At 68.8% G+C, this 24,595-nt stretch carries 24 protein-coding genes; 9 read left to right on the top strand and 15 right to left on the bottom strand.

The window, feature by feature from the left end:
- Positions 1 to 24: 24 nt before the first annotated feature.
- Entirely contained in the window at positions 25 to 789 is a 765-nt protein-coding gene (locus EV648_RS14325; RefSeq protein WP_132290375.1) for an alpha/beta fold hydrolase, read from the bottom strand.
- Between the two features lie 14 nt (positions 790 to 803).
- Positions 804 to 1,865 carry a LacI family DNA-binding transcriptional regulator gene (locus EV648_RS14320; protein WP_241995144.1) on the bottom strand — a complete coding sequence of 354 codons (1,062 nt, stop codon included), beginning with the start codon at positions 1,863 to 1,865 and terminating at the stop codon, positions 804 to 806.
- 78 nt (positions 1,866 to 1,943) lie between these two features.
- Here EV648_RS14320 and EV648_RS14315 point away from each other — a divergent pair, with 78 nt between their 5' ends.
- From EV648_RS14315 to EV648_RS14305, 3 genes are read left to right on the top strand one after another with little or no spacing between them, the layout of a single operon-like run.
- A complete protein-coding gene (locus EV648_RS14315) occupies positions 1,944 to 2,879 on the top strand; it encodes a carbohydrate ABC transporter permease (protein WP_199234597.1) in 936 nt (311 codons plus the stop codon).
- Positions 2,860 to 3,798, top strand: coding sequence for a carbohydrate ABC transporter permease (locus EV648_RS14310; protein WP_241995142.1), 939 nt, complete (start codon positions 2,860 to 2,862; stop codon positions 3,796 to 3,798). Before EV648_RS14315 ends, EV648_RS14310 begins: the two co-directional genes overlap by 20 nt.
- A gap of 25 nt (positions 3,799 to 3,823) precedes the next feature.
- Positions 3,824 to 5,119: an ABC transporter substrate-binding protein gene (locus tag EV648_RS14305; protein WP_132290372.1), complete on the top strand. Its 1,296-nt coding sequence runs from the start codon at positions 3,824 to 3,826 to the stop codon at positions 5,117 to 5,119.
- A gap of 125 nt (positions 5,120 to 5,244) precedes the next feature.
- Here the strand turns inward: EV648_RS14305 and egtD are convergent, their stop codons facing one another.
- Genes egtD through EV648_RS14285 form a run of 4 tightly spaced genes read right to left on the bottom strand, consistent with a single transcriptional unit; the run spans position 5,245 to position 9,582 of the window.
- Complete coding sequence (gene egtD / locus EV648_RS14300) at positions 5,245 to 6,222, bottom strand: L-histidine N(alpha)-methyltransferase (RefSeq protein ID WP_241995140.1); 978 nt, start codon at positions 6,220 to 6,222, stop codon at positions 5,245 to 5,247.
- Positions 6,219 to 6,995: an ergothioneine biosynthesis protein EgtC gene (egtC, locus tag EV648_RS14295; RefSeq protein WP_132290369.1), complete on the bottom strand. Its 777-nt coding sequence runs from the start codon at positions 6,993 to 6,995 to the stop codon at positions 6,219 to 6,221. Before egtC ends, egtD begins: the two co-directional genes overlap by 4 nt.
- Positions 6,995 to 8,329 carry an ergothioneine biosynthesis protein EgtB gene (gene egtB, locus EV648_RS14290; protein WP_132290366.1) on the bottom strand — a complete coding sequence of 445 codons (1,335 nt, stop codon included), beginning with the start codon at positions 8,327 to 8,329 and terminating at the stop codon, positions 6,995 to 6,997. Before egtB ends, egtC begins: the two co-directional genes overlap by 1 nt.
- Positions 8,326 to 9,582 carry a glutamate-cysteine ligase family protein gene (locus EV648_RS14285; protein ID WP_132290363.1) on the bottom strand — a complete coding sequence of 419 codons (1,257 nt, stop codon included), beginning with the start codon at positions 9,580 to 9,582 and terminating at the stop codon, positions 8,326 to 8,328. The genes egtB and EV648_RS14285 overlap by 4 nt, the downstream gene beginning before the upstream one ends.
- Positions 9,583 to 9,883: 301 nt before the next feature.
- Between EV648_RS14285 and EV648_RS14280 the strand changes: the two genes are divergently transcribed.
- On the top strand, positions 9,884 to 10,987 hold the full coding sequence (locus EV648_RS14280) for an FAD-dependent oxidoreductase (protein WP_132290361.1): 1,104 nt from the start codon (positions 9,884 to 9,886) through the stop codon (positions 10,985 to 10,987).
- Here the strand turns inward: EV648_RS14280 and EV648_RS14275 are convergent.
- Complete coding sequence (locus tag EV648_RS14275) at positions 10,930 to 11,649, bottom strand: (2Fe-2S)-binding protein (protein ID WP_132290358.1); 720 nt, start codon at positions 11,647 to 11,649, stop codon at positions 10,930 to 10,932. The two genes, EV648_RS14280 and EV648_RS14275, sit on opposite strands and share 58 nt — an antisense overlap.
- 63 nt (positions 11,650 to 11,712) lie before the next feature.
- Between EV648_RS14275 and EV648_RS14270 the strand changes: the two genes are divergently transcribed.
- Positions 11,713 to 12,369, top strand: a complete 657-nt coding sequence (locus tag EV648_RS14270) for a hypothetical protein (RefSeq protein WP_132290355.1) — start codon at positions 11,713 to 11,715, stop codon at positions 12,367 to 12,369.
- Here the strand turns inward: EV648_RS14270 and EV648_RS14265 are convergent.
- The 3 genes from EV648_RS14265 to folP are packed head-to-tail and all read right to left on the bottom strand — an operon-like array spanning position 12,366 to position 14,619.
- A complete protein-coding gene (locus EV648_RS14265; protein WP_132290352.1) occupies positions 12,366 to 13,055 on the bottom strand; it encodes a class III extradiol dioxygenase subunit B-like domain-containing protein in 690 nt (229 codons plus the stop codon). The two genes, EV648_RS14270 and EV648_RS14265, sit on opposite strands and share 4 nt — an antisense overlap.
- A gap of 23 nt (positions 13,056 to 13,078) precedes the next feature.
- Complete coding sequence (locus EV648_RS14260) at positions 13,079 to 13,810, bottom strand: pyrimidine reductase family protein (protein WP_132290349.1); 732 nt, start codon at positions 13,808 to 13,810, stop codon at positions 13,079 to 13,081.
- Complete coding sequence (folP, locus tag EV648_RS14255; protein ID WP_132290658.1) at positions 13,807 to 14,619, bottom strand: dihydropteroate synthase; 813 nt, start codon at positions 14,617 to 14,619, stop codon at positions 13,807 to 13,809. Before folP ends, EV648_RS14260 begins: the two co-directional genes overlap by 4 nt.
- Before the next feature lie 250 nt (positions 14,620 to 14,869).
- Here folP and EV648_RS14250 point away from each other — a divergent pair, with 250 nt between their 5' ends.
- From EV648_RS14250 to EV648_RS14240, 3 genes are read left to right on the top strand one after another with little or no spacing between them, the layout of a single operon-like run.
- Positions 14,870 to 16,189, top strand: a complete 1,320-nt coding sequence (locus EV648_RS14250; RefSeq protein ID WP_132290346.1) for an L-fuconate dehydratase — start codon at positions 14,870 to 14,872, stop codon at positions 16,187 to 16,189.
- Positions 16,186 to 16,938 carry an SDR family NAD(P)-dependent oxidoreductase gene (locus tag EV648_RS14245; protein WP_132290343.1) on the top strand — a complete coding sequence of 251 codons (753 nt, stop codon included), beginning with the start codon at positions 16,186 to 16,188 and terminating at the stop codon, positions 16,936 to 16,938. The genes EV648_RS14250 and EV648_RS14245 overlap by 4 nt, the downstream gene beginning before the upstream one ends.
- Complete coding sequence (locus EV648_RS14240) at positions 16,935 to 17,900, top strand: aldo/keto reductase (protein ID WP_132290340.1); 966 nt, start codon at positions 16,935 to 16,937, stop codon at positions 17,898 to 17,900. The genes EV648_RS14245 and EV648_RS14240 overlap by 4 nt, the downstream gene beginning before the upstream one ends.
- 475 nt (positions 17,901 to 18,375) lie before the next feature.
- On the opposite strand, the gene EV648_RS14235 is transcribed toward EV648_RS14240, so the two are convergent.
- The 5 genes from EV648_RS14235 to EV648_RS14215 form a co-directional block, all read right to left on the bottom strand.
- Positions 18,376 to 19,053, bottom strand: coding sequence for an SDR family NAD(P)-dependent oxidoreductase (locus EV648_RS14235; protein WP_132290337.1), 678 nt, complete (start codon positions 19,051 to 19,053; stop codon positions 18,376 to 18,378).
- 356 nt (positions 19,054 to 19,409) lie between these two features.
- Positions 19,410 to 20,990 carry an ABC-F family ATP-binding cassette domain-containing protein gene (locus EV648_RS14230; RefSeq protein WP_132290334.1) on the bottom strand — a complete coding sequence of 527 codons (1,581 nt, stop codon included), beginning with the start codon at positions 20,988 to 20,990 and terminating at the stop codon, positions 19,410 to 19,412.
- A gap of 167 nt (positions 20,991 to 21,157) precedes the next feature.
- The gene (locus tag EV648_RS14225) at positions 21,158 to 21,388 is read right to left on the bottom strand and encodes a DUF6343 family protein (RefSeq protein ID WP_132290331.1); all 231 of its coding nucleotides are present in this window, start codon (positions 21,386 to 21,388) and stop codon (positions 21,158 to 21,160) included.
- Positions 21,389 to 21,412: 24 nt separating this feature from the next.
- Positions 21,413 to 22,084: a FadR/GntR family transcriptional regulator gene (locus EV648_RS14220; RefSeq protein ID WP_132290328.1), complete on the bottom strand. Its 672-nt coding sequence runs from the start codon at positions 22,082 to 22,084 to the stop codon at positions 21,413 to 21,415.
- A gap of 125 nt (positions 22,085 to 22,209) precedes the next feature.
- Positions 22,210 to 23,874 carry a tannase/feruloyl esterase family alpha/beta hydrolase gene (locus EV648_RS14215; protein ID WP_199234594.1) on the bottom strand — a complete coding sequence of 555 codons (1,665 nt, stop codon included), beginning with the start codon at positions 23,872 to 23,874 and terminating at the stop codon, positions 22,210 to 22,212.
- An 87-nt stretch (positions 23,875 to 23,961) separates the two neighbouring features.
- Between EV648_RS14215 and EV648_RS14210 the strand changes: the two genes are divergently transcribed.
- Entirely contained in the window at positions 23,962 to 24,366 is a 405-nt protein-coding gene (locus EV648_RS14210; RefSeq protein ID WP_132290325.1) for a DUF3052 domain-containing protein, read from the top strand.
- The last annotated feature ends 229 nt before the right edge of the window (positions 24,367 to 24,595 follow it).

Raw genomic sequence — 24,595 nt, 5'->3', positions numbered from 1 at the left:
AAAGCACCCGGGTGCGACCGCCCCTCAAGCGCCCGGGTGCTTTGCCAGCTCCTCCATCCGGTCGAGCCAGTCGGACACCAAGGCCCGATAGAGCGTGTCGTTCTGGATCGGCAGGTCGTGGTCGGCCCGATCCAGTACTGCGTACGTGGCCCGCGGGTAGTCGTCGAGCAGCGGCCACGCATCGGCGTAGCCCGTGATGGTGTCCTGCCGACCGGTAACGATCAGCGTCGGGGCTTCCAACCGCGCGGACGGCTCGACACTCAAGGCATAACCGTTGCGCTGGATCGCGCCGAGGAAGTCGAGGTCGGCCTGTTCCTCGGCCGGCAGGTAGTACCTCTCCTGCTTCTCCCGATGCGCCTCGACAAAGCCATCAGGCATCGGCCTGTACTCCGGAAGCGTGCGCCGATCTCGATCCACGATGACACCGGGCACTCGCAGGAGTAGGCCCAGGATGCGCGACGGGTCGCGGTGGATGATGCCGCGGGCGTGGAGTCCACCGGCCGAAGTACCGGCGAGCGCGAAGGGTTCACCGCCGACCAGGTCGTCGACCACCCGGGCTAGGACGCCGAGCATGTCGTCCTGGTTCTTGATCCGGTCGTGCGAAGGGGTGTTGCCGGTGCCCGGTGGGTCGACGTAGATCCGCCGCCAGTCGGGGTGTGTCTCGAAGACCGGCTCGTGGACGTCGCGTCCTTCGCCGTTCGCGTTCCCCCAGCCGGGCAGGAAGACGATCGGACGGCCTTCGCCGTACGACTCGTAGTACACCGGGAGGTCATCGACGAGGCTGATCACCTGGCCGACGCTACCTACTCCCCCGCCGGCTCAGCTTTGATTCTCTTCCCAGCAGAAGGCGGGCGCTCTCCCGAGCCTCGCTGGATCAGCGCGCACGGAAGCACGATGCGCTGCGGCGGCCGGGTGTCGGTGCCGGAGGTCCGGTCAAGCAGCAGGCGGGCCGCGGTCCGGCCGAGCTCGGCGATGTCGGAGGCAACGACCGTCACCGGGGTCGGGAGCATGTCGGCCAGCCGGAAGTCGTCGAACCCGACCACCGCCGGCTCTGCGTCCACCTCGCGCAGGGCACGCAGTACGCCCTCGGTGAGAAAGTTGGTCGAGGCAAAGAACGCGGTCGGCGGATCGGGGCGGTGCATCAGCTCGCGAGTCGCCTTCTCGGCAGCCTCGGCGTTACCTTCCGGCAGCTGAACGACGAGGCTCTCGTCCACGTCGAGTCCGGCCGAGCGATAAGCCCGGCGATAGCCGCGCAACCGCCGGCCGGTGGTGTAGTACGACGGGGCGAGCAGGATCGCGATGCGCTCATGTCCCTGCTGGAGAAGGTGTTCCGCGGCGAGCCGACCACCGCCTTCGTTGTCGACCATCACGATGTCGGCATCGATCCCGTGCGCGGGCCGGTCCACGAAGACCACCGGCACCCCGGCGCTCGCGAGGAACGAATGGTCCCCCTGGTCCGGCACGATCATCAGGCCGGCCACCTGCCGGCCGACCAGTTCCTGGATCGCGCGCTTCTCCCCTTCGGGATCCTCGTCAACGCTGCCGAGCACCACCGCGAAGCCGACCTGACCGGCCACCTCGAGCGACGACTTCGCGATCGTCGCGAAGAACGGGTTGGTCAGGTCGCCGAGCACCAGCGCCAGGCTGGACGACTTCTTCCCGGGCCGGAGCGCGCGGGCGACCTCGTTGCGCTGGAAGCCCAGCGCGTCGATCGCGGCGCGCACCCGGCTCGCGGTCTCGTCCCGCACACCCGCGCCGCCGTTGACCACCCGGGACACCGTGCCGAGTCCCACTCCGGCGCGCTTGGCCACGTCGATCATCGTCGGGCGGCTGGGCTCCGGCTGTCTTGGAAACGTTTCGGACACAGGGTTGACTTCTCTCTCCCGACACGGCATCGTCACACAACAATAACCCGTTGGAAACGTTACCATCCGGGAGGCAGGATGAATCGTGACGGACCCAGAGGTGGCCGTGGGCTGAGCCGGAACGCGGGCTCGGACGTGAAGGCGGCGTACCTGTTCATCGCGCCCGCGATCATCGGCTTCACGGTGTTCGTGGTGTATCCGCTGATCCGCTCGTTCTACCTCGCGCTGACCAAGTACAACGGCCTGACCGATCCGGTCTTCGTCGGCCTGGCCAACTTCCGCCGGTTGTTCACCGTCGACCCCGCGTTCTGGCCGTCGTTGCGCGCGACCGGGTACCTCGTGGTGCTCTACGTCCCGCTCTCGCTCGCGATCGGACTGGCGCTCGCGATGTTCTGCAACCAGCGCTTCGCCGGCGTCCGGATCGTCAGGACGCTGGCCTACCTGCCGGTGGTGCTGCCCGCGGTCGCGACCATCACGCTCTGGAAGTTCATCCTCAATCCCCAGGTGGGATTGCTGAACACGATCCTGGAGAAGCTGCACCTGCCGACCAGCAACTGGCTGCAGAGTCCGGCGATGTCGATGCCCTCGATCGTGATCGTGATGCTGTGGGGCGTCGGCGGCACGATGATCATCTTCCTGGCCGCGCTGCAGGCCGTGCCGACCGAGCTCTACGAGGCCGCCCGGGTCGACGGCGCGGGGCCGTCCTCGGTGTTCTTCCGGATCACCCTGCCGATGATCAGCCCGATCATGCTGCTGCAGGTGATCCTGCAGACGACGGCCGCGCTGCAGACGTTCAACCAGCCGAAGATCCTCACCAACGGCGGACCCGGTTTCAGCACCAGCGTGCTGATGCTGTCGATCTACAACAACGGATTCTCCAACCTCGGCAGGGTTCCCCAGCTCGGGTACGCCTCCGCCCAGGTGTGGGTGCTGTTCATCCTGATCATCGCCGTGATCGCCCTGACCGCGAAGTTCTCCTCGCTCTGGACCTACAGTGACAACACTCCCGACTGAAACCGCGGAAGCGCCCCGAGCGGCCGAGGCCGCCGCACTCACCGAGACCAGTACCAAGAGCCCGGCTCCCCCGGGCCGGCGACGACCCGTCGGTACGGCGTCGTGGTACGTGATCGCGCTCTTCATCAGTTCGGTGATGGTCGTCCCGCTGCTGTGGATGATCACCATCGGCCTGAAGAGCGGGACCGCGGTGTTCGAGGTGCCGCCGAGGTTGCTGCCGCACGAGTTCAAGTGGAGCAACTTCGTCAACGGCCCGCAGGCGATCCACTTCCCGCGGCTGCTGCTGAACTCCACCATCATCACGGTGCTCAGCGTGCTAGGCGGCGTGATGACCGCGATGATGGCAGGCTACGCGCTCGCCCGGTTGCGGTTCCCCGGCCGCAAGCTCTGGTTCTACCTGTTCGTCGGCAGCATGCTGCTGCCCGGCGTGGTCGGCCTGATCCCGCTGTTCCAGCTGTACAAGAGCATCGGCTGGTACGACACCTGGCTGCCGCTGATCGTGCCGGCCTTCTTCGGCGGCAACCCGCTGTTCATCTTCCTGGCCCGGCAGTACTTCCTGGCCATCCCGTACTCGATCGACGAGGCGGCCAAGATCGACGGCGCCGGGCACTTCCGGATCTTCACCAGCGTGATGCTGCCGCTGACCCGGCCGGCCTGGATCACGATGGCGATCCTGGCGTTCCAGGCGTCCTGGAACGACTTCCTGAATCCGCTGGTCTACCTGTACTCCTCGGAGAAGTGGCCGCTGTCGGTCGGGATGGCGTCGTTCATCTCGCCGTTCGCCGGGCAGACGCCGAACTGGAGCTACTACATGGCCACCAACCTGCTCTACATGCTGCCGCCGCTGATCATCTTCTTCGCCGCGCAGCGCTACTTCATCCAGGGCCTCGGCTCACTGGGCAGCACCACTCAGAAGTAACCCCGACCCCCTGAGGAGCACAGCTGTGAAGAGGATCATCGGTACCACCCTGGCGTGCGCCGGGTTGCTGACGGCAACGGCCTGCGGCGGATCGGACAGCGGCGGCGACGCCGACGGACCGGTCACCGTGACCGTGATGACGTGGGAGTCGCCGGAGACCAACGCCGCCATCAAGAAGGCGCTGGAAGGGTTCAAGGACGACAAGATCACCGTGCAGCTGATCGACACCCCGAGCGGCGGGTACGGCGACAAGCTCGCGTCGCTGACCCAGGCGAAGAAGCTGCCGGACCTGTTCTGGTGCGGCAACGACACCGAGCAGCAGTACACCTCGCAGGGCCTGCTGGTGGACTGGTCGAAGCGGATCGCCGACGGCGACGGCGACTTCAAGGCCGACAAGTTCGTCGCCTCCGCGATGGAGAACTGGAAGACGGCCGACGGTCAGATGGGCGGCCTGCCGTCGCTGATGAACACCTACGGCGTCTGGTACAACGTCGACGCCTTCAAGGCTGCCGGCATCCCCGAGCCCAAGGCCGGCTGGACCTGGGACGACATGTACGCCGCCGCCGGCAAGCTCGCCAACAAGGGCGGCGCGAAGTACGGGCTGGTCGCGGACCAGCTCACCTCCGCCGACGCTCCCTTCACGATGAGCCTGTACTCCGTCTCCGCGGGCGGCGCGCCGTTCACCGACAACGTGAACCACCCGACCAAGGCCGAGGCGGACGACAAGTACACCGAGGGCGTCACCAAGCTCGCCGAGGCGATCAAGTCCGGCGCTGTCGCCCCGCCCGGGTACGACGCGTCGAACGTGCCGGCGCTGTTCTCGGGCGGCAAGGTGCCGATGATGTTCGGCGGCCAGTGGCTCGCGGCCGGCTTCCAGACGGACAAGCCGAAGATCAAGTACGGCTTCGCGCCGTTCCCGCAGGTGACCACCCCGACGACTTTGTACGACTCGGTCGGCATCTGCACCCCGCAGTACACGGCGAACGAGGACTCGACGTACAAGGTGCTGCAGTACCTGAACACCAAGGTGTGGGACGCCGTGCTGCCGGCCGCGCCGGTCGCTCCCCCGGCGTACACCCCGGCGCAGGAGAGCTACTTCAGCGCGCTGACGAAGTCGGACCAGACGACGGTGGTCGACACGGTGAAGGCCGACCTGGCCGCCGAGAAGACCGTCGGCGTCCGCTTCACCACTCAGTGGTCCTCGCAGGTGGGCGACCTGACCACCGCGATGTACCAGCCGATCCTGAGCGGCAAGAAGCCGGTCAGCGACCTGCAGGCCTACGTCGGCAAGATCAACGACCTGATCAAGTCGCAGGGATAGTTGCCGCGGGCGTGATTCTGGTGCGCGGGTCGGCGGACGGTGTCCGCCGGCCCGTGCCGTCTTGGTCGGACAGATGTGCGCTGAAGACTTTACAAGGTTAAGAAAGTCGTCGGATCCTGGGCATTCTAGACGGCCTGCCAGAGGGAGAGGGCGAAGCGGTCCTGCGAGTCGGTCCACCAGGCGCCGGAGGTGAAGCCGGCCTTGTCGAGTTCGGCCTCGACGCCGTGCCGGTGGAACTTCGCGGACACCTCGGTGCTGAGCTCCTCGCCCTCGGCGAAGTCCACCTCGAGCCGGATCTCCGGGATCAGCACCCGCATCGCCCGGTCGGCGCGCAGGTGCATCTCGATCCACTCGTTGTCGGCGTCCCAGATCGCCACGTGGCTGAACGCATCCACGTCGAAGTCCGCGCCGAGCTGCCGGTTCAGCACCCGCAGCACGTTCCGGTTGAACTCGGCCGTCACGCCCGCGCTGTCGTCGTACGCCGCGACCAGGGTGGCCGGGTCCTTCACCAGGTCGGTGCCGAGCAGCAACCACTCCCCCGGCTCCAGCACCTCGCGGACCGACTCGAAGAAGTCGCCGCGCTCATCGGGCAGCAGGTTCCCGATCGTGCCGCCGAGGAACGCGACGATCCGGGGAGCCTCGCCCGGCAGCTTGTCCAGGTGCGCCGTGAAGTCGCCGACCACACCGTGCACGACAACGCTCGGGTAGTCCGCGGTGATCGCCGCGGCCGCGTCTCGCAGCGCCGACTCGGAGACGTCCAGCGGTACGAAGGTGGTCAGCGTGCCGTGGTCCCGCAGGCCGTCGAGCAGCAGCCGGGTCTTCTCCGACGAGCCGGAGCCGAGCTCGACCAGGGTGTGCGCGCCGGTCAGCTCGGCGATCTCGTGCGACCGGGTCTGCAGGATCTCCCGCTCGGCCCGGGTCGGGTAGTACTCCGGCAGCCGGGTGATCTGCTCGAACAGCTCACTGCCGCGGGCGTCGTAGAACCACTTGGGCGCAAGCCACTTCGGCTCCGCGGTCAACCCGGCCCGGGCATCCGCCCGCAGCGCGCGAGCGGCGTAGTCCGGGGTCAGGTGAATATCGATCTCGGGGTCGATCAGGGTCACTGTCGTCCTTCCATCGGAGGCTGCTCCGGTCCGGGAGCGAGAGGTGTGATGGCAACGGTCGTTGCTGTTGCCAAGAGCAATGAATAGTCCGGTACTTGTTCCCAGCCTTCGGTTGTCCAGGGCTCTGAGCTGACTGCTACGGAATCCGTCGTGCGCCGAATCCAGAGTGAGTGTGTCCAAGTAGTGGCCACGAGTTGCTCGCCGTCGGTCAGCAGCACGTTCAGGCGCGAATCGGGCGCGGCCGCGGCGACCTCGCGGACCACCGACGCGACCGCCTCCGCCGCGGGCGATCCGGAGTACAGGCGGTCCTGGATCAGGGCCCAGAGCAACGCCGAGTCCATCAGGGCGTCGAGGGTGAGCAGTTCGGACACGGGCAGTGCCTCGGCGAGCTTGGAGATCGACCCGGGCCAGCCGCTGATCAGCCCGTTGTGGCTGAACAACCACTGGTCCCGCACGAACGGCGCCACCGCCGACTCGGTCAGCGGCGACCCCACCGTCCCGTTCCGTACCGCGGCCAGCACCGCGCCCGACTGGATCGACCGAGCCAGCCCCGGCAACGACTCGTCCGCCCAGATCGGCACCCTCCGCCGATACCGCACAGGAGGAGCAGCCCCGTCGCCGTACCAGCCAAGGCCGAAACCGTCGGCGTTGACCGAGCCGCCGCCGCGCATGTCGGACGGGGCCCAGCTCTGGCGGTAGAGCGAGTGCGGCGCCTCCACCACGAGTGAAGCCAGCGACACCGGCGGGCCGAGGTAGGCCAGGTGACGGCACATCAGGTCAGCTCCTCCGGCCGGGGATCCCGGGCGCAGCGGAAGCCGGCGAAGATCTGCCGGCGGATCGGGTAGTCCCAGTTACGGAAGGTGCCGCGGGCAACCACCTCATCGGTGCCGAAGGATCCGCCGCGCAGCATCTTGTAGTCGCTCCCGAAGAAGACCAGCGAGTACTCGTCGTACGGGAACGCGCGGAACCCCGGGTACGGCTTGAAGTCGCTGCTGGTCCACTCCCAGACGTCACCGATCAGCTGCTCGACACCGAGCGGCGAGGCTCCTGCCGGGTAGGCCCCGATCGGTGCCGGACGGAGATGACGCTGACCGAGGTTCGCGTGCTGCGGGCCCGGGCTCTCGTCGCCCCAGGGGAAGCGCCGCGTCCGTCCGGTCGCCGGGTCGAACCGCGCGGCCATCTCCCACTCCTCCTCGGTCGGCAGCCGCTTACCAGTCCAGCGCGCATACGCCTCGGCCTCGTAGAAGCAGACGTGCATCACTGGCTCGTCGAGCGGCAGCAGCTCGCGATGGCCGAAGCGGGTCCGCAGCCAGTTGCCGTCGACGAGTTCCCAGAAGCGCGGCGCGACCAGCGAGGCCTTCTGCACATGCGCCCAGCCGGCCTCGGACCACCACTGCGCGTCCTGGTAGCCACCGCCGGTCACGAACTTCAGGTAGTCCCCGTTACTCACCGGCGCCGTGTCGATCAGGTATGGAGCGACGTGCACCGCATGCGCGGGTCGCTCGTTGTCGAGCGCCCACGGCTCGATCGACGTGCCCATCTCGAACACCCCGCCCGGCACCAGCACCTCGGACCGGGCCAGCCGTCGCCCGGCGGGTGGAGCCGGAGCGTCGAGCACCGGGGCGCCGGTGCGGAGCTGGTGCGTGGCGAGCATGGTCTCGTCGTGCTGCTGCTCGTGCTGCACGATCATGCCGAACGCGAAGGCGTTGTCGACCAGCTCGCGACCGCCACTGAACTTCACGTGGTCGAGCACGTCGAGCACCTTGTCGCGGACCTCGACGACGTAATCGCGGGTCTCGGTGGGACCGAGCAACGGCAGCGACGGCCGGTCAGCCCGGGCGTGCATGAACGCGTCGTACAGCTCGTCGATGTCCTGGCGGACCGGTTCGCGGCCGCCGACGTCACGGACCAGCCAGAGCTCTTCCTGGTTGCCGATGTGCGCGTAGTCCCAGACCAGCGGCGACATCAGCCGGGAGTGCTGCCGGACCAGGTCGTCGGTGTCGACCGCGTCGGTCAGCTGGACAGTCCGGCCGCGCGAGCGTCCCAGCTGCTCGGCGACGAACGAGCGCAGCTCCTCGGCGGTCAGGTCGGACAACTGGTGGTTCATGATGCTCGCCTTCTGTGGGTGTCGTCGACGATGCAGTGCAGTCGGGTGCCGACCTCGGTGATCAGGTCCTGATCCACGCCGGTGCGGCTCAAAGCCTCGGTCCCCAGCTCGACCACGTCGCGCGCGGTCTGCAGGACCAACTTGTCGTCCAGCCCTTCCCGGGCGGCCGGGAACCAGCGCCCGGCCGACGGCTCGGCCACGGCCAGTGCCTGGTCGATCAGCGCGGGGTCGGACATCAACGCGGTCAGTAGCAGCGTGGGCGCGATCCACCCGTCCCCCTGCTGCGCGTCCAGGTAGCGCACCTCGAGATACCCGCGCGGCCGGACCGGCGGGAACAAGGTGGACAGGTGATACACGAGATCGTCGTACGTCGGTCTGCCGCCGGCCGGATCTCCGACGGCCAGGTCACTGCCGACCAGAGCGCCATCCGCCCAGGCCCCGAAGGTGAGACCGGCAGGGGCGTCCCAGGTGTCGCCACGGCGTAGGCAGAGCACGGGCGCATCCATCGCGGTCCGGGCCCACGCCTCGGCCGGGTCGCCGTCGAGCGGAGGTGGCTCCGTGAAAGGGGCACACGTGCCGAAGGTCGCCTCGGTCCGCGCAGACGCCCAGCCTGTGTCGGAGCCCGCCCGGAGCCGGGAGTTCGCGAACAGAGCGACCAGCGCCGGGCCGAGGTTGTGCAATGCCCGCCAGCGGAGTGCGGTCTGGTGCTTCTCGCCGGCGTCGAGGCAGACCTGCAGGCCGGCCGTGCTGCACATCATCCGCGGGCCGTGCGGGCCGACCTGCTCGAAGGCACGCTCCATCGCGGCATAGCGCGGGACGGTGAGGATGCGACGGGGCGGGCGGAAGGCGTCGAGACCGTGGGCGCCGGGCACCAGGTCTTCGGTGGCGAGAAGGGAGAAGAGTTCCGCGGCATCTGCGGCGGTGTTCTCGATCAGCCTGGGCACGGAGGCCGAGGCGGGGCCGGAGATCTCTACCTGGCCACCCGGCTCCACCGTGACCAGAGCACCCCGGCTCAGTGGCAGCTGCGGGCTGCCCCGGACCAGGGTGGCGGGCGCGTGCACGCCCAGGGCCTTGCTGAGTTGTCCGGCGTCGAGCGGCCGGTGCGGATCGTCCGCATGGTGCACCGTCCACTCCAGCTCGACGCCGTGCAACTGGGGAGGTCCGTGCTTGAAACACACCATCGCGACGTAACCCTCCGCCTCCACGCGGGAGCCGATCGGAGTCGTCGCCGGGAAATCGCCGGGCGCGGTCACGTCAGCGAACCTAACCGCGGCCCTGGGCACGGACAACCGATAGCGGGTTACCCCTCGATGACGTCAGCCACCGGGCGGCGCCCGTCCAACACTGTGTCGAAGTCATGGTCGACATAGTGCCGCCGCCCACCGACAATATTCCGCGCCCGATCTCCTCGGCCGATCCCAGCGGGGTCCGTCCTCAGCGCGGCCCCGGCGGCTGACACGCTCGCCGCCCGGTCGTGCTTTCCGCTCTCAGCGAAATACCGCGCCGAGCCGGCGCCGGTGGCCGGTATCCGGAGCGGCCAGGTAGGAATGACGGATGCAGACCTATGACGTCGTCGTGATCGGCGCCGGGGCGATGGGCTCCGCGGCCGCCCGCGCTCTCGCCGCGGCCGACCGGGAGGTGCTGGTCCTCGAGCAGTACGAGCTCGGGCACAACCGTGGCGGTTCGCACGGTGGCACCAGACTCTTCCGGCTGGCGATCGACGACGAGGCCGAGCTCCTCCGGGCCGAGCAGTCACGAGCCTTGTGGGAGGAGCTGGAGAGCGAGACCGGCGTCCGGATGCTCGATCTCGTCGGCGGCGTCGACCATGGTGTGGACGAGCACCAGGTCCGGGAGTTCGAGGAGCAGTTCAGGCGGCACGGCATCGACCACGAGGTGCTCGATCCTGCGGAGGCGACCGAGCGCTGGCCCGGGATGCGGTTCGAGACGAAGGTGCTCTACCAGCCGAAGTCGGGACGCGCCCTGGCCGACCAGGCGCTGACCGCGATCCGGGAGTCGGCCCGGAACCTCGGAGTGGAGTTCCGCCCGAGCTGCCCGGTCACCGGGCTCAAGCTGGCGGGTGCGGCCGACGGTCTAGTGGACCTGGAGACGCCCGCGGGCCCAGTACGAGCTCGTCAGGTGGTGGTGACTGCCGGGCCGTGGGCGCCGCGGATTCTCGGTGGGCACCTCGAGTTGCCGGCGATCACCGTGTCGCAGGAACAGCCGCGCTTCTTCGCGCCGCTCGACCCGGACAGCGCGTGGCCGGTCTTCGTGCACCGGCGCCGCGGCGGTGGTCCCCTCGACGCGGCCACGGTCTATGGAGTGTTCGAGGAGGGCCATGGGGTGAAGGTCGGCATGCACGCGACCGGCGCGGTGATCGAGCTGGACCAGCGGGACTTCACGGTCGAACCCAAGCGAGACGCCGCGCTGATCGCGTACGTCCGCGACTGGTTCCCCGGAGTGGATGTGACCAGGTCGGAGGCGATCAGCTGCCTCTACGACAACACCGAGCGCGGCGACTTCGTGATCGATCGCCGCGGACCGATCAGCGTGGCGACCGGGTTCCACGGCGAGGGGTTCAAGTTCGTGCCGCTCGTCGCCCGCTATCTCTCGGCGCTGGTCACCGGAACGGGTTCCCCGCCGACCGCCTTCGCACTCTGAGTACTGCGAACCCGGGGGCAACCGGCGCAAGGGTTCACGTTGGGAAGGGCATAGACGAAGCAGCAGGACGTGCGGATCTGCTGGTCGAGCCTGATGTGGAACGCCTCCGCGGCAGCCGCCGCCAGCAGCGATTCCTCGGGCACCCGCATCGCGCCCCGAAGCTCGTCCTCGACAGCACCGAGTCGCTGCCGCGAGCTGAGCTTCACCCCCGGCCGATAGCTATCGGTGAAAGCTCTGGTGTGCGAGTCCACCTGCTCGACCGCCTTGGCCAACGACACAACCTCAGGCGACAGCAGAGCTACGTCTGTCGGGTAGTGGGCGGTCGGGTGCCGCCGGAACGCCAGGGACTCCGGTGACACGTCCGGCGAGACCCCGGTGAGCGCAGTCGACAGACCGGCCACGATGGACGGCACTGAGACGTACCACATCAGCACGAACATGGCGGCCACCTGGACCGGCGCCTCGATGTCGTACTCGCGCCCGTAGTCGTCCTCCAGCGCCTTGCGCCACCCGTACGTCGGGTCGCCGCCGTTCTGCTGGTCCGCGAGGAGCTCGGCGCAGGAGATCCAGTCGGGCCCCGGTAGCGCGGATGCAGTACGGACGGACAGCCAGGACACCTCCCCGTCCAGCATGTCCGCGAGGCGCCCCGCGGTGTACGTCATACGGTCAGCCTACGGTCGGGCCGGCAGGCAACCACCACTGAGCCGCCTGGGTAGGGTCGGGGTATGACGGCTTTGGAGCGCTGGCACGTCGGGCCCTGGACGACGCGTGGGACGCTGCCGGGTGAGCCGCTGGAGCCGGGGCGGAAGCGGACGCCGGACGAGCTGAGCTTCGATGTCGTCGGGCTGGCGCGCATCCTCGGCCGTCGGCTGTCCGGACGCGAGGAGCTCCAGGTCCGCCTCTGGCAGAACGAACTCCGCCCGACCCACACCCGCCGCTGCGGTGTCCACACGCTCGCGGATCCCGACAGCTCGCGCCTGCTCGCCGAGACCGCCCAGGAGGCACTCGCCTGGCTGGCCTCGCGAGCACCTGAGGGCTACGAGTTCACCCTCACTGACGCGGTCTATCTGCGCCCGCTGACGGAGCTGACCGCCGAGACCGTCACGGTCGACGCGATCGTCCAACTCGCCGCCGAGCGCGGAGACGCCCTCCCGGCCGACCGCCTGGCCGCTTCCCACGTACGTCGTTCCTCGGCGGGCGAGTGGTTCGCCGGCGACGCGGTCTGCAACTGGTCCGGCCCGTACCCGACCGCGGAAGAAGCAGCCGACGCGATCCGGGCCGCTCGAGTAGAACTGACCAACCAGTTGACCCAGGTTGGCCACTCCGACCTCGCGGCAACCTTCCCCCGCTGGTCAGACGTTCACGTCGAACCTGCCGCCTAGGTCCAGCTCGCGACGAAGTAGCCGACGCCGTATGGCGCGGTGTGGTGGGTGAGGTTGCCCTGGAGCGGGGTGGTCGCGGTAGCACCGGCCAGGACTTGCCAGGGAGCTCGGCCAACGGCCTGGAGAGTCGTGGCCAGGTCTGGGTCCAGCGCGGACAAGGTGGTGGTGTCGGCCAGGTCCAGGGCGGCGGCGACGGTCGTGTCGAAGATCTCGGCACGAGGGTGAAGGTGGACCGGGGAGTGTTCGCTGCGGCGGGCCGAGCCGTCTCCCATCACCAGCAGGGCCACCCGTTCATTGCCATGGGCAAGCTCTTGTCCCAGCTCCAGACAGGCGGCCGGAGTCTCGTCGGCGGCGACCGTGATCAAGAGCCGCGGAAGACCCGCCGCCTTGCTCTGGTTGACGAGCCACGCGCCCATCGTGAGCGAGAGCGGCAGCACAGGTTCCCCGGAGCCCACCTGTACACCGGGAGCGCCGTACGGGCCGAACGTGCCGCCGGCGGACGCGTCGTACCGGGCGCCGGTGGTGGTCCCGGATCCGACGATCACGAGGGTGTCGGCGTCGGCGAGCTGGTCGATCGCGGCAAGGCAGGCTGCGCGCAGGTCGTCGAGCTCGGCGGCGGCTCCACCGGCGATCTCGGGAACCAGGAGCGGCGGATGCGGGCAGACCGCGGCGCTGACGATGGGCACGACGTCAACCGTAGTCGAGGCGCTCAGTGGGCCCGGAGGTAGCGCATGAAGAGGTACCCGTCGTCCGAGCCGAGCACCGACCTCAACTCCAGCCGCCGGGCGATCGTCGACATGGGGCCGGCCGTGATGCGACCCGCGCCCGGGCCGGCCAGCAGGGGCGCCAGCGACAGGCACATTTCGTCCACCAGGTCCGCGTCGGTGAGCGCACCCAGCAGATGCGGCCCACCTTCCGACAGGATCTGCGGCAGCCCCCGCTCAGCAAGGGCGGCCACAGCCGTCGGGAGATCGACCGACGTCTCGCCACAGACCAGTACGTCGGCCACCTCGGCGAGCGCTTCGTGGCGGTCGGGCGGCGCCGCGGCGTGCGTGATCACGACCGTCCGGATCGGCGCCTGCGCGAACACCGGGTTGATCGGGTTCAGGTCGAGCCGTGACGAGACGATCGCCAGGGTCGGGTTCTCCGGCAGGCCGTTCGCCTGCCGCCACTCCCGACGCTTGGCGCCGAGCCGGAGCGGGTTGTACCCCTCGGCCCGGACGGTCCCGGCTCCGACCAGGATCACGTCGCTGAGCATCCGGAGCTTGCCGAACAACTCCTGGTCCGCCTGGTTCGACAGCGACTTCGACTGCCCGTCGATCTCCACCGCGCCGTCGATGCTGCAGACGAAGTTGCTCCGCAGATGGGGCACCGAGCGATCGTCGACCTGGTACGCCGCGATCACCTCGTCCTCGGTCAGATCGGCCAACTGACGAATCAAGCCAGACTCCTTCGGGTTCCAGCGGGCTGCGCGGCACCCCGCAGTACTGCGACCAGGTCCAGCGCCTGCTGGGCCGCAGGGACATCGTGCACCCGGAAGACCCGAGCGCCCAGCCAGGCGGAGACCGTCAGCGCGGCGAGTGTCCCGGAGCCACGCTGCCCCGGCGGCAGGTCGAGGGTCTCGCCGATGAAATCCTTGTTCGAGACCGCCACCAGCACCGGCCAGCCGGTCGCCGCGAGCTCGTCCAGCCGGCGGGTCAGCTCGAGCGACTGCAGCGTGTTCTTGCCGAAGTCGTGGGTCGGGTCGATGAGGATCCCGTCCCGCCTGACTCCCGCGGCGACGGCCCGTTCGGCGAGGGCCGTGGTCGTGCGAATCACGTCAGCCACCACGTCGTCGTACGCCATCCGGTGCGGGTCGGTCCGCGGGGTTAGCCCGCCGACGTGACTGCACACGAGCCCGGTCCCGTACTCCGCGGCGGCGGCCGGGATCTCGGGATCGGCGCCGGCCCAGGTGTCGTTGATCAGGTCCGCCCCGGCTGCTCCGACCCGGCGGGCGACTCCGCTGCGATAGGTGTCGACGCTGATCACGAGCTCCGGGTGGCGCTCGCGGATTCCCGCCACGAAGTCGACCGTGCGCCGGAGTTCCTCGTCCTCGCTGACGGGCTCGCCGTACCCGGCCTTGACCCCGCCGATGTCGACCAGGTCCGCGCCGTCGGCGACCGCCTGATCGATCGCCTCGTACGCCGCTTCGGTGGCGAAGGTGGCGCCGCGGTCGAAGAAGGAGTCCGGCGTCCGGTTCACGATCGCCATCAGCGCGAACTCCGCCGGTCCGAACGACCGCCGCCCCAACCGCAGTACTCCGGGCTCGTCAGCGTCCTGGTGGTCGGGCACGGTTCGACTCTATCCAGCGGCTCTCGCCCGGTCGGCCCGGGCCGCGTGAACCCGGCGCGGACTTTGTTCCTTGAGCGGATGAACTAACTCGCCGGAGCACTGCCCGAATGACCCCCATATCCTATAGGATCCGGTCTGCCAGATCGGAACACTGCCAGAACGGGTCTTCATGCCACGCTTCACCGAGTTCGAGACGTATGACGTCCGCTTCCCCACCTCGCTGGACCTGGACGGCTCCGACGCGATGAACGCCGACCCGGACTACTCCGCGGCGTACCTGATCCTGCGCACCGACGCCGGCGACGGGCTCGAAGGGCACGGCTTCGCCTTCACCATCGGCCGCGGCAACGACGTCCAGACGGCCGCGATCGAGGCGCTCCGCGACCATGTGATCGGCCTGGACGTGGACGAGACCCTGAACGACCTGGGCGGCTTCTGGAAGTCCCTGGTACACGACTCGCAACTGCGCTGGCTCGGCCCGGAGAAGGGCGTCATGCACATGGCGATCGGGGCGGTGGTGAACGCCGTGTGGGACCTGGCCGCCAAGCGCGCCGGAGTACCGCTGTGGAAGCTGCTGGCCGACCTCTCCCCCGAGCAGATCGTCGACCTGGTCGACTTCCGGTACCTATCGGACGCGCTCACCCGCGAGGAGGCGTTGGAGATCCTGTACGCAGCTGTGCCGGGTCGCGCCGAGCGGGAGAAGTCGCTGCGCGAGCAGGGTTACCCGGCGTACACGACCACGCCCGGTTGGCTCGGGTACGACGACGCCAAACTGGTGCGACTCTGCCACGAGGCGGTGGCCGAGGGGTTCACCCAGATCAAGCTGAAGGTCGGCGCGAACCTCGACGACGACATCCGCCGGATGCGGCTGGCCCGCGAGTCGGTCGGCCCGGACATCCGGATCGCGATCGACGCGAACCAGCGCTGGGACGTGGCCGAGGCGATCTCCTGGATCGAGGCGCTGAAGCCGTACGACGTGTGGTGGGTCGAGGAGCCGACCAGCCCCGACGACATCCTCGGCCACGCGGCGATCGCCCAGGCCGTCGCGCCGGTCCGGGTGGCCACCGGCGAGCACGTGCAGAACCGGGTGGTCTTCAAGCAGATGCTGCAGGCCGGGTCCCTGTCGTTCCTGCAGATCGACTCGGCCCGGGTCGCCGGGGTGAACGAGAACATCGCGATCCTGCTGCTGGCGGCGAAGTTCGGCGTACCGGTGTGTCCGCACGCGGGCGGGGTCGGGCTGTGCGAGCTGGTGCAGCACCTGTCGATGTTCGACCTGGTCGCGGTCAGCGGTTCGACCGAGAACCGGGTGATCGAGTATGTCGACCACCTGCACGAGCACTTCCTGGAACCGGTCGCGATCAAGGACGGGCACTACGTCACACCGACGCAGCCGGGCTTCAGCGCCGAGATGGATGCCGAGACGCTGTGTGACTTCCGGTACCCGACTGGCAAGATCTGGACTGACCTGACGAAGGAGAGCGTGAAGTGACGGATTTCGCCGGCCTGCGGGCCGTGGTGACCGGAGGAGCCTCGGGGATCGGTCTGGCGGCCGCCTCGCTGCTGGCCGCGCGAGGTGCCCAGGTGGTCGTCTTCGATCTGAAGCCGGACGTGCCCGCGCCGCTGACCGGCATCGCCGCGGACGTGAGCGACGACAGCTCCGTCCGGGACGCGGTCTCCGCGGCCGCGCTGCAGCTCGGCGGGATCGACATCCTCGTGAACAATGCCGGGATCGGCGCCCAGGGCACCGTGGCGGGCAACGACGACGAGGAGTGGCACCGCGTCCTCGACGTGAACGTCGTAGGCATCGCGCGCGTCACCCGGGCGACCTTGCCCTACCTGCGTCGCTCGTCAGCAGCCGCGATCGTCAACACCTGCTCGATCGCCGCCGTCGCCGGCCTCCCGAACCGTGCGCTCTACAGCGCCAGCAAGGGCGCAGTACTGGCGCTGACCATGGCGATGGCCGCTGACCACGTCCGCGAAGGCATCCGGGTCAACTGCGTGAATCCGGGAACCGCCGACACCCCCTGGGTCGGCCGGCTGCTCGACGTGGCGTCCGACCCGGCCGCCGAGCGCGCCGCCCTGGAAGCCCGGCAGCCGATGGGCCGGCTCGTCACTGCCCAGGAAGTCGCGGCCGCGATCGTCTACTTGGCAAGCCCGCTATCCGCCTCGACCACCGGTACTGCGCTCGCGGTCGACGGAGGCATGCAGAACCTGCGACTGCCGGCAGCCCGGTCATGAAGCTGTTCTCGGAGGACTCGCGAGTCGGGCTCGGCGGTGCTCCGCTGGCCGGGTTGTTCACGCCGGTCGCTGATGCCGAGGCTGCCGCGACCGTACAGGCCGCGTGGGACGAGGGCTGGCGGTACTTCGACACGGCACCGCACTACGGCCTCGGTCTGGCTGAGGAGCGACTGGGTGCTGGACTCGCCGGGAAGCCCCGCGACGAGTACGTGCTGTCCAGCAAGGTCGGCCGGATCATCTACGAAGCGGACTCCGACGCCACCGACGACGAAGGCTTCGCCGTCACCTCCCGCCGACGCCGCCGCTGGGACTTCAGCCGCGACGGCGTCCTGCAGAGCATCGAGGACTCCCTGCGCCGCATCGGCACCGACCGCCTCGACGTCGTCTTCGTCCACGACCCCGACGACCACTACGCGGAAGCCGTCGCCACCGCCTTCCCGACCCTGATCGAACTCCGCGACCAAGGCGTCATCGGCGCGATCGGCTCCGGCATGAACCAGACCGCGATGCTCACCCGCTTCGTCCGCGAGGTAGACATCGACGCCATCATGCTGGCCGGCCGCTACACCCTCCTGGACCCCGACGGTCTGGACGACGTGATGCCCGCCTGCGTCGAGAACAACGTCCAGGTAGTTGCCGTAGGCATCTTCAACTCCGGTCTGCTGTCCCAACCCCGTCCGGCTGCGGACGCCACCTTCAACTACGCTCCTGCGCCTGCTCCCTTGGTGGACAAGGCCAACCAACTCGCCGACATCTGCGAGTCCCACGGCGTAACCCTGCCGGCGGTCGCCCTCAACTTCCCACTCCACCACCCCGCCGTAGCCGGCATCGCAGTCGGCTGCCGCACCCCCTCCGAAGTCCACACCAACGCGGCCCTCGCACGGGTGGAAATCCCAGACGCCGTCTGGACAGACCTAAAAACCACCGGCCTACTCCGCCCCGACGCCCCAACCCCCACCTAGGACTCCGCCCCACGCCGCTCCTCCGTCGCTCGCCCCCACCGCAGGCCGGTTCGGCGCTCCTGCGTCGCCGCTCAGCGAATGCCAGGTGGTCGCGTTGGAGAGGAGCTGATCGCCGGACGTGCTCGGCGTGGTTATCAGGCCACCGCGGGTTCTCCAGGCCGCTGCGGGTTTGTCGGGCCGACAATTCGAGCCTGCCTGACAAGACACCCCATCCCGGGCTGGTGGTCGGGCACGGCTGTTCCGAACGACAGGTAGATGTCCCTCGCGAGGGCAACCTCCCGACGTACCGAGGGTCTTGATGGGCCGAGAGCAGGCAGTACCTCCTGTCGATCCGTACGCCGCTCGGACCCGCAACTAGGCTTCCGGCGACTTCCCCCACTCCCCCGCCCACAGCGCATTCACCGAGCGGCGACCTAGCGGGTTGGAGCAGGCGACGGAGAACTGCGGGACCGGAGTAGCGCGGCGGAGTACCGGCTTAGTAGGTGGCGCGGCCGCCGCTGATGTCGTAGACGGCGCCGGTGGAGAAGCTGCATTTGTCGGAGGTGAGCCAGGCGACTAGTTCGGCTACTTCTTCGGGGCGGCCGATGCGGTGCATGGGGATCAGGCTGGTGAGGCGGGCCAGTACGTCTGGCGCGGTGGCGGCGTTCATGGGAGTGTCGATCACAGCTGGGGCGATGACGTTGACCAGGACGCCGCTGGTGGCGAGTTCCTTGCCGAGGGACTTGGTCATCGCGATGACGGCTGCCTTGGAGGCGGAGTACGCGGAGAGATTCGCGTTTCCGTCCTTGCCGGCCATGCTTGCGAAGTTCACGATCCGTCCCCAGCCGCGTTCCCGCATGCCGGGGATGACAGCCCGGCACAGCTGGAAGGTGCCGCGGACATTTACTGCGAACGTTTGATCCCAGTCGGCGGTCGAGATCTCCCAGAGCGGCTGGTTCGGGCCAACAATCCCGGCAGAGTTCACCAAGATGTCGATCACGCCCAACTCAGTAACCGCCGACGCGACGGCGACCTCATCGGTGATGTCCAGGACCACATCAGCACCTGCTGTGCGATCGAGGGTGACGACCTCGATCCCATCCGCCCGCAACCGCTCAGCAGTCGCCAGACCGAGCCCACTCACTCCGCCGGTCACGAGCGCACGTCGAGTCACAGCTACCCCTGTCTCGATGGTGGGCTCTCAGTATGTCGGACCCCGGCGACAGGATCCGTCTGCCGCCGGCGCCCCTGGCGACATGCTGACGGCGACCTTGGGCATCAGTTGAGCAGGTCCTCCGCCCGAGAACATTCAACTGGTGCACAAGGTCGGGGCCTCGGACACACCAGGCTGGGACCTAGGACACCAAGCCGGGACCTAGGACACGAAATAGCCTGTCCGCGGCCCCCAGATGGTGTCCGAGGTACCCAGGCCATCCAGCCAACCCGCCAACCACCTGGGGATCACCGACCTGCAACAGAGGAGCGCGCCGAACAACCGGTGGTGGGAGCAAAGCGGCGAACGTCGAAGTACTACAGCGGGTCGATTTCGTGGAGTTCGTTGTCTTCCATGGACAGCCAGCGGGTGATGCCGATCTCGCGGAGGAACGGGAGGTCGTGGCTGGCGACTACCAGGGCTCCGTTGTAGGAGGCCAGGGCTTCTCGGAGTTGGGTGACGCTGGAGAGGTCCAGGTTGTTGGTTGGTTCGTCGAGCATCAGCAACTGGGGCGGGGGTTCGGCCAGGAGCAGAGCGGCGAGGGTTGCTCGGAAGCGTTCGCCGCCGGACAGGGTGCTGACGGGCTGGTCGGCCGCGCGGCCTCGGAAGAGGAAGCGGGCCAGGCGGGCTCGGCGTTCCTGGTTCTCCGCGCTGGGGGCGAGGAGGGCCAGGTTCTCCACCACCGACAGGTCGTCCTGCAGGAGGTCGAGGCGCTGCGGGAGCAACCTCCAAGGGACCAGCGGTGCGTTGTCGGCGGCAACAGCGTGGAGCAGGGTGCTCTTGCCTGCGCCGTTCGGGCCGGTCAGAGCGATGCGTTCGGGGCCGCGGATCTCCAGGTCGGCGTGCAGGCCGGTACGGAGTACGTAGTCCTCCAGGCGCAGCACGATCCGTCCGGCCGGTACGGCGGTCTTCGGCAGGTCGACGCGGATGCTGTCGTCGTCGTGGACCTTCTCCTCCGCCTCGGCCAGCGCGTCCTGGGCGGCGTCAAAGCGGTCGCTGTGCATGCCGAGGTGCTTGCCCGCCGACACCTGCGCTGAGCGTTTGAGGCCGCCGGCAATGATCTTCGGGATGCCGCCCTGCTCGAACGCCCGCTGACCGGCGGCCCGGCGGCGGTCCATCTTCATCCGCGCCTCGATCAGTTCGCGTTTCTGCCGCTTCAGGTCGGACTCGGCCGCGCGGACCATCCGCTCGGCCGCCTCCTGCTCGACCGCGACGGCTTCCTCGTACGCCGTGAGGTTGCCGCCGTACCAGGTGACCTCGCCCTTGCGCAGGTCGCCGATCTGGTCGACCCGGTCGAGCAGTTCGCGGTCGTGGCTGACGATCAGCAGGGCTCCGCGGAATCCCTCGACCGCGTCGTACAGGTGCCGGCGGGCGCGCAGGTCCAGGTTGTTCGTCGGCTCGTCGAGCAGCAGCACGTCGGGCCGGCGGAGCAGTTCGGCGGCCAGGCCGAGCAGGATCGTCTCGCCGCCGGAGAGTTCGCCGACGCTGCGGTCCAGGCCGATCGAGCCGAGGCCGAGCTTGCCGAGCATCGCCTCGGCCCGCTCCTCCACGTCCCAGCCGTCGCCGACGGCCGCGAAGTTGGCGTCCGAGGCGTCGCCCTGCTCGATCGCGGTGATCGCTGCACGGATCTCGGCGATGCCCAGGGCCTGGTCGACGCGCAGGGCGGTGTCGAGGGTGAGGTCCTGCGGCAGGTAGCCGAGTTCGCCGTTGACCCGGATCGACCCGCGTTGCGGTGCGAGTCGTCCGGCGATCAGCCGCAGCAGCGTGGACTTGCCCACGCCGTTGCGGCCGACCAGCCCGGAGCGGACCGGGCCGGCCACGAAGGTCAGCCCGTCGAACAGCACGTCACCGTCGGGCCAGGCGAAGAAGAGGTCGGTACAACTCAGGGAATTACTCATGCGCACACTCCAAAGAGGTCTCTGCCAGACCGCTCGACCGGAACGGGAGCGATCAACTGCTCAGAAGAAAGACCTCGGAGTTACAACGCGGACCCCTGACGCCGGGAATGTGACTGGTCCAGAGTAGACGACCGCCCGACCGGCATCAACCAGATTCCGGACCGGCATCAGTCGGACTTTCCGCGGGAGCGCTGCCGGTTCACCCACTTCCGCCGGCCGATCACGAGCAGATCGAGCGCCGCGACGACCGCGAAGAACTCGGCCGCGATCGCCCACCCGGCCGGCACATCGTTGACGACGAACAGCACCGCGGCCGCGCCGCAGACCACCAGCCCGAAGGAGGCCAGCACGATCCTGAGCGTCAACGCGCTCCGCGGCGGAGGTGGTTCCTGACTCATTCCGATGCCCTCCACATCAACGGTTCAGCGGGCCTTGCGCAACCAATTCTCGACCCCCGCGATGTGCCCGGTCATCCAGGCGCGCGCCGCCTCCGCGTCGCCGATCTCGATGGCGTCCAGGATCGCGCTGTGCTCGGCCAGGGTCCGCTCGACCGCTCCGGCCTGGGTGACCCCGCGCCAGATCCGCGCGCGCTGCGTCGCCCCGGAGACTCCGTCGAGCAATGAGCAGACGACCGCGTTGCCACTCGCCTCGGCGATCCCGCGGTGGAACTTGAGGTCGTTCGCGACGAGGTCGTCCACCCCGGCGCCTGCGGCCAGATCGCTCGTCAGCAAGCGCAACTCGGACAACTGCTCGGTCGTACGCCGGTTCGCCGCCAGCGCGGCAACCCCGGGTTCGAGCAGACGTCGTACCTCGAAGAACTGGAGCACGGAATCGTCCTGATGCAGGTCGACCATGAAGCTCAGCGCGTCGAGCAGATGCGCGGAGTCGAGGCTGGTCACGTAGGTCCCGTCGCCATGCCGCACGTCCAGCACGTTGACCAGCGTCAGCGCCTTCACGGCCTCCCGCAGCGAGTTCCGCGACAGCCCGAGCCGCGCCGCGAGATCAGCCTCCTTGGGCAGCCGGTCTCCCGGCCGCAACTCCCCCGAGGTGATCATCCCTTTGATCTTGACGATCGCCTCATCCGTCAACGCCATCCCGTCAGTATGCCGCCGCAGGCCCCTCCCCGCGCCTTGCCGAACCGAAGACACCCCCGGTACGTCGCAGTCCCCCGCCCCGGAGGAGAGCGAGGGACTGCGAGTCAGCCCTGCAAGGGAGGTGGCTACCCGTGCCGAATGCAGCGGTAGCTGCCGGCAGCGGCCGGATCGCCGTGGCCGAGGTACTGGGAGACCTGGGGGTAGCGGCACAGATTGCTGGTGACGACCTGCCCGTCGGCCCGGGTCATCGAGGCAGGGAGGGTGGCAGGTGCCTTCCCCTCCTCGACCCACTTCACCAGCGCGGCCAGCGGATCGGTCGGCGCCGGCCCGATGCCCGACTGGCAATGCGCGACGCCAGGCGCCAGGAACAGCCGGTAGAAGTCGTCCACCCGCTCGGTCCCACCGAGAACGCGGTCCACGCGCTGCCGGTAGTTGATCGTGCCCTGCGGGAAGATCAGCTGATCGGCGAGCCCGTGCCACGAGAGCAGCTTGCCGCCGGCCTTCCGGAAGCCCGACAGATCCGGGTCGTCAGAGCCGATCAGCGCGGTGTACTCCGCCTCCGACTGCCGGAACAGCTTGGCGAACTCGCTGTAGGTGATCTTCGAGGTGTCGAACGCCGGCTGCTCCTTCAGGAACGTCTGGATCCAGGTGTTCGAGATCGGGAAGGTATAGGCCACGCTGCTCCCGTCCGGCCCGGGAAGGGTGGCGGCCAGACCGCCGAAGTCCGATCCCCTGGTCAGTCCGTACCAGAGCTTCTGACCCGACGGGCTGACCGGACCCTGCCAGATCCTGCGGACGACCGTGGCGTCGGCCGTGGAGATGGTGAGCTCCTTGCCGTCGCAGACGATCTTCTTGCCGATCAGCCGGGCCGGATCCCAGGTGCAGTCCAGCGGGCGCCCGATGATGCCGTCGGCAACACCGTCCAACCGGTCACACGCCTCGACCGCCGCGGCGTTGAAGGCATCGAACTCACACTTGCTGAGAACGTTGTGCTCCTGGTTCATCACGACGTTCGGCCACTGCGCCGCGACCGCCCACTTGGACCAGTTCACGGCCGGTGCGGCGGCCAGGATCCCGTCGAAGTCATCCGGGTAGCGCTGCGCCTCCAGGTATCCCTGCCGGCCGCCCGTGGAGCACCCATTCCAGTACGAATAGGACGCGGCGCGACCGTAGTACGCCTTGGTGACCGCCTTGCCGACAACCGCGAGGTCGTGCACGGATCGGGAGGCGAAGTTCTCGAGCAGTGGCTGGTTGACCCTGCCGTCGGGAGTCAGCGCCCACGCGCTCACGTCGATGAAGGACAAGGTGACCCCGGCGTCGGTCGACCCGACCGCGTAGCCCTTCTTGACGCCCTCGGCCAGCGGGACGCCGAAGTCGCCCGCGGAATAGCCGCTGCCGCCGGCTCCCTGGAAGCGGCCGTTCCAGCCCTCCACCGGAGCCCAGACCTTGACCCGCGCGTGATCGTCCACACCCGGGTGGTTCAGCGTCACCGTGATCTCGCAGTACGCCGGTACGCCGGTGACGGGTGGCGGCGCCGGCAGGGGTGGCTGCGCCGGGAAGGTGAGGGTGCCGCCGGACTGCTGGACCGCTGTCACCGACTCCACCCGCGCACCCGGCGGAGCGGTGATCGGGAGGGTCTGGGAACACGCCGACGGACCGGAGAACCCGGCCGCCGATGCCGCGTTCGCCGAGGAGGCTGCGCCGGACGATGCTGTTGACAGCGGCACCAGAGCGGCCAAGGGCACCGCCGCCGCGAGGAAGAGGACTAGTCGTCTGATTGATCGTTGCACGGCCGCGACGCTAATGAGCCCGGCCGCGTCGCCGCGCCCGTCAGATGACGCAACCCGTGTACGTCATGACCCGCCTACGATCGCTGCATGAGCTCCGGATACTCGGGCAAGCCGCTGGCCGCCAAGCTAGGCATCAAGCCCGAGCACGCCGTCGTCGTCGAGAACGCGCCGGCCGGGTTCGTGATCGAGGGGCTCCCGGACGGGCTCAAGGTGATCAGCCGGCCCGGGCGGGCGGAGTACGACGTGATCCTGACCTTCTGCCCGGATCGGGCGCGGCTGGCGAAGAGGTTGCCGGTCCTGCTCGGGAAGACGGCGAAGGCCGGGATGATCTGGATCGCCTGGCCGAAGCGGTCGTCGGGGCTGGCGACCGACCTGGACGAGAACGGCGTCCGCGACGTGGCCCTGCCGCTCGGGGTGGTGGACGTGAAAGTCTGCGCGGTCGACGACACCTGGTCCGGGCTGAAACTTGTCCGCCGACTGGTCAACCGGTGAGCCACTTCTCGCGAACTGGACTGATCCGGTGCGTGACCTTCACCACACGATTGCGCGGAGCTGACTATCACGGGCTGCAAGTGCGCAGCTGCATACAGTGGCCACTCAGGCGTTCAAGGGGGTCCGCACACCCCTTCCCGCAGGCCCGGAAACCCACCTCTGCAACGGGTCCCGCAGTTCCTCCGGCCGATGGCCGCGTCACCGGGCCCAGGACCGGCCCGCAAATCGC

Origin of the sequence: Kribbella sp. VKM Ac-2568 (assembly GCF_004345365.1) — a bacterium.
Classification (GTDB): Bacteria; Actinomycetota; Actinomycetes; order Propionibacteriales; family Kribbellaceae; genus Kribbella; species Kribbella orskensis.
This window is presented reverse-complemented; position numbering and strand designations above follow the sequence as displayed.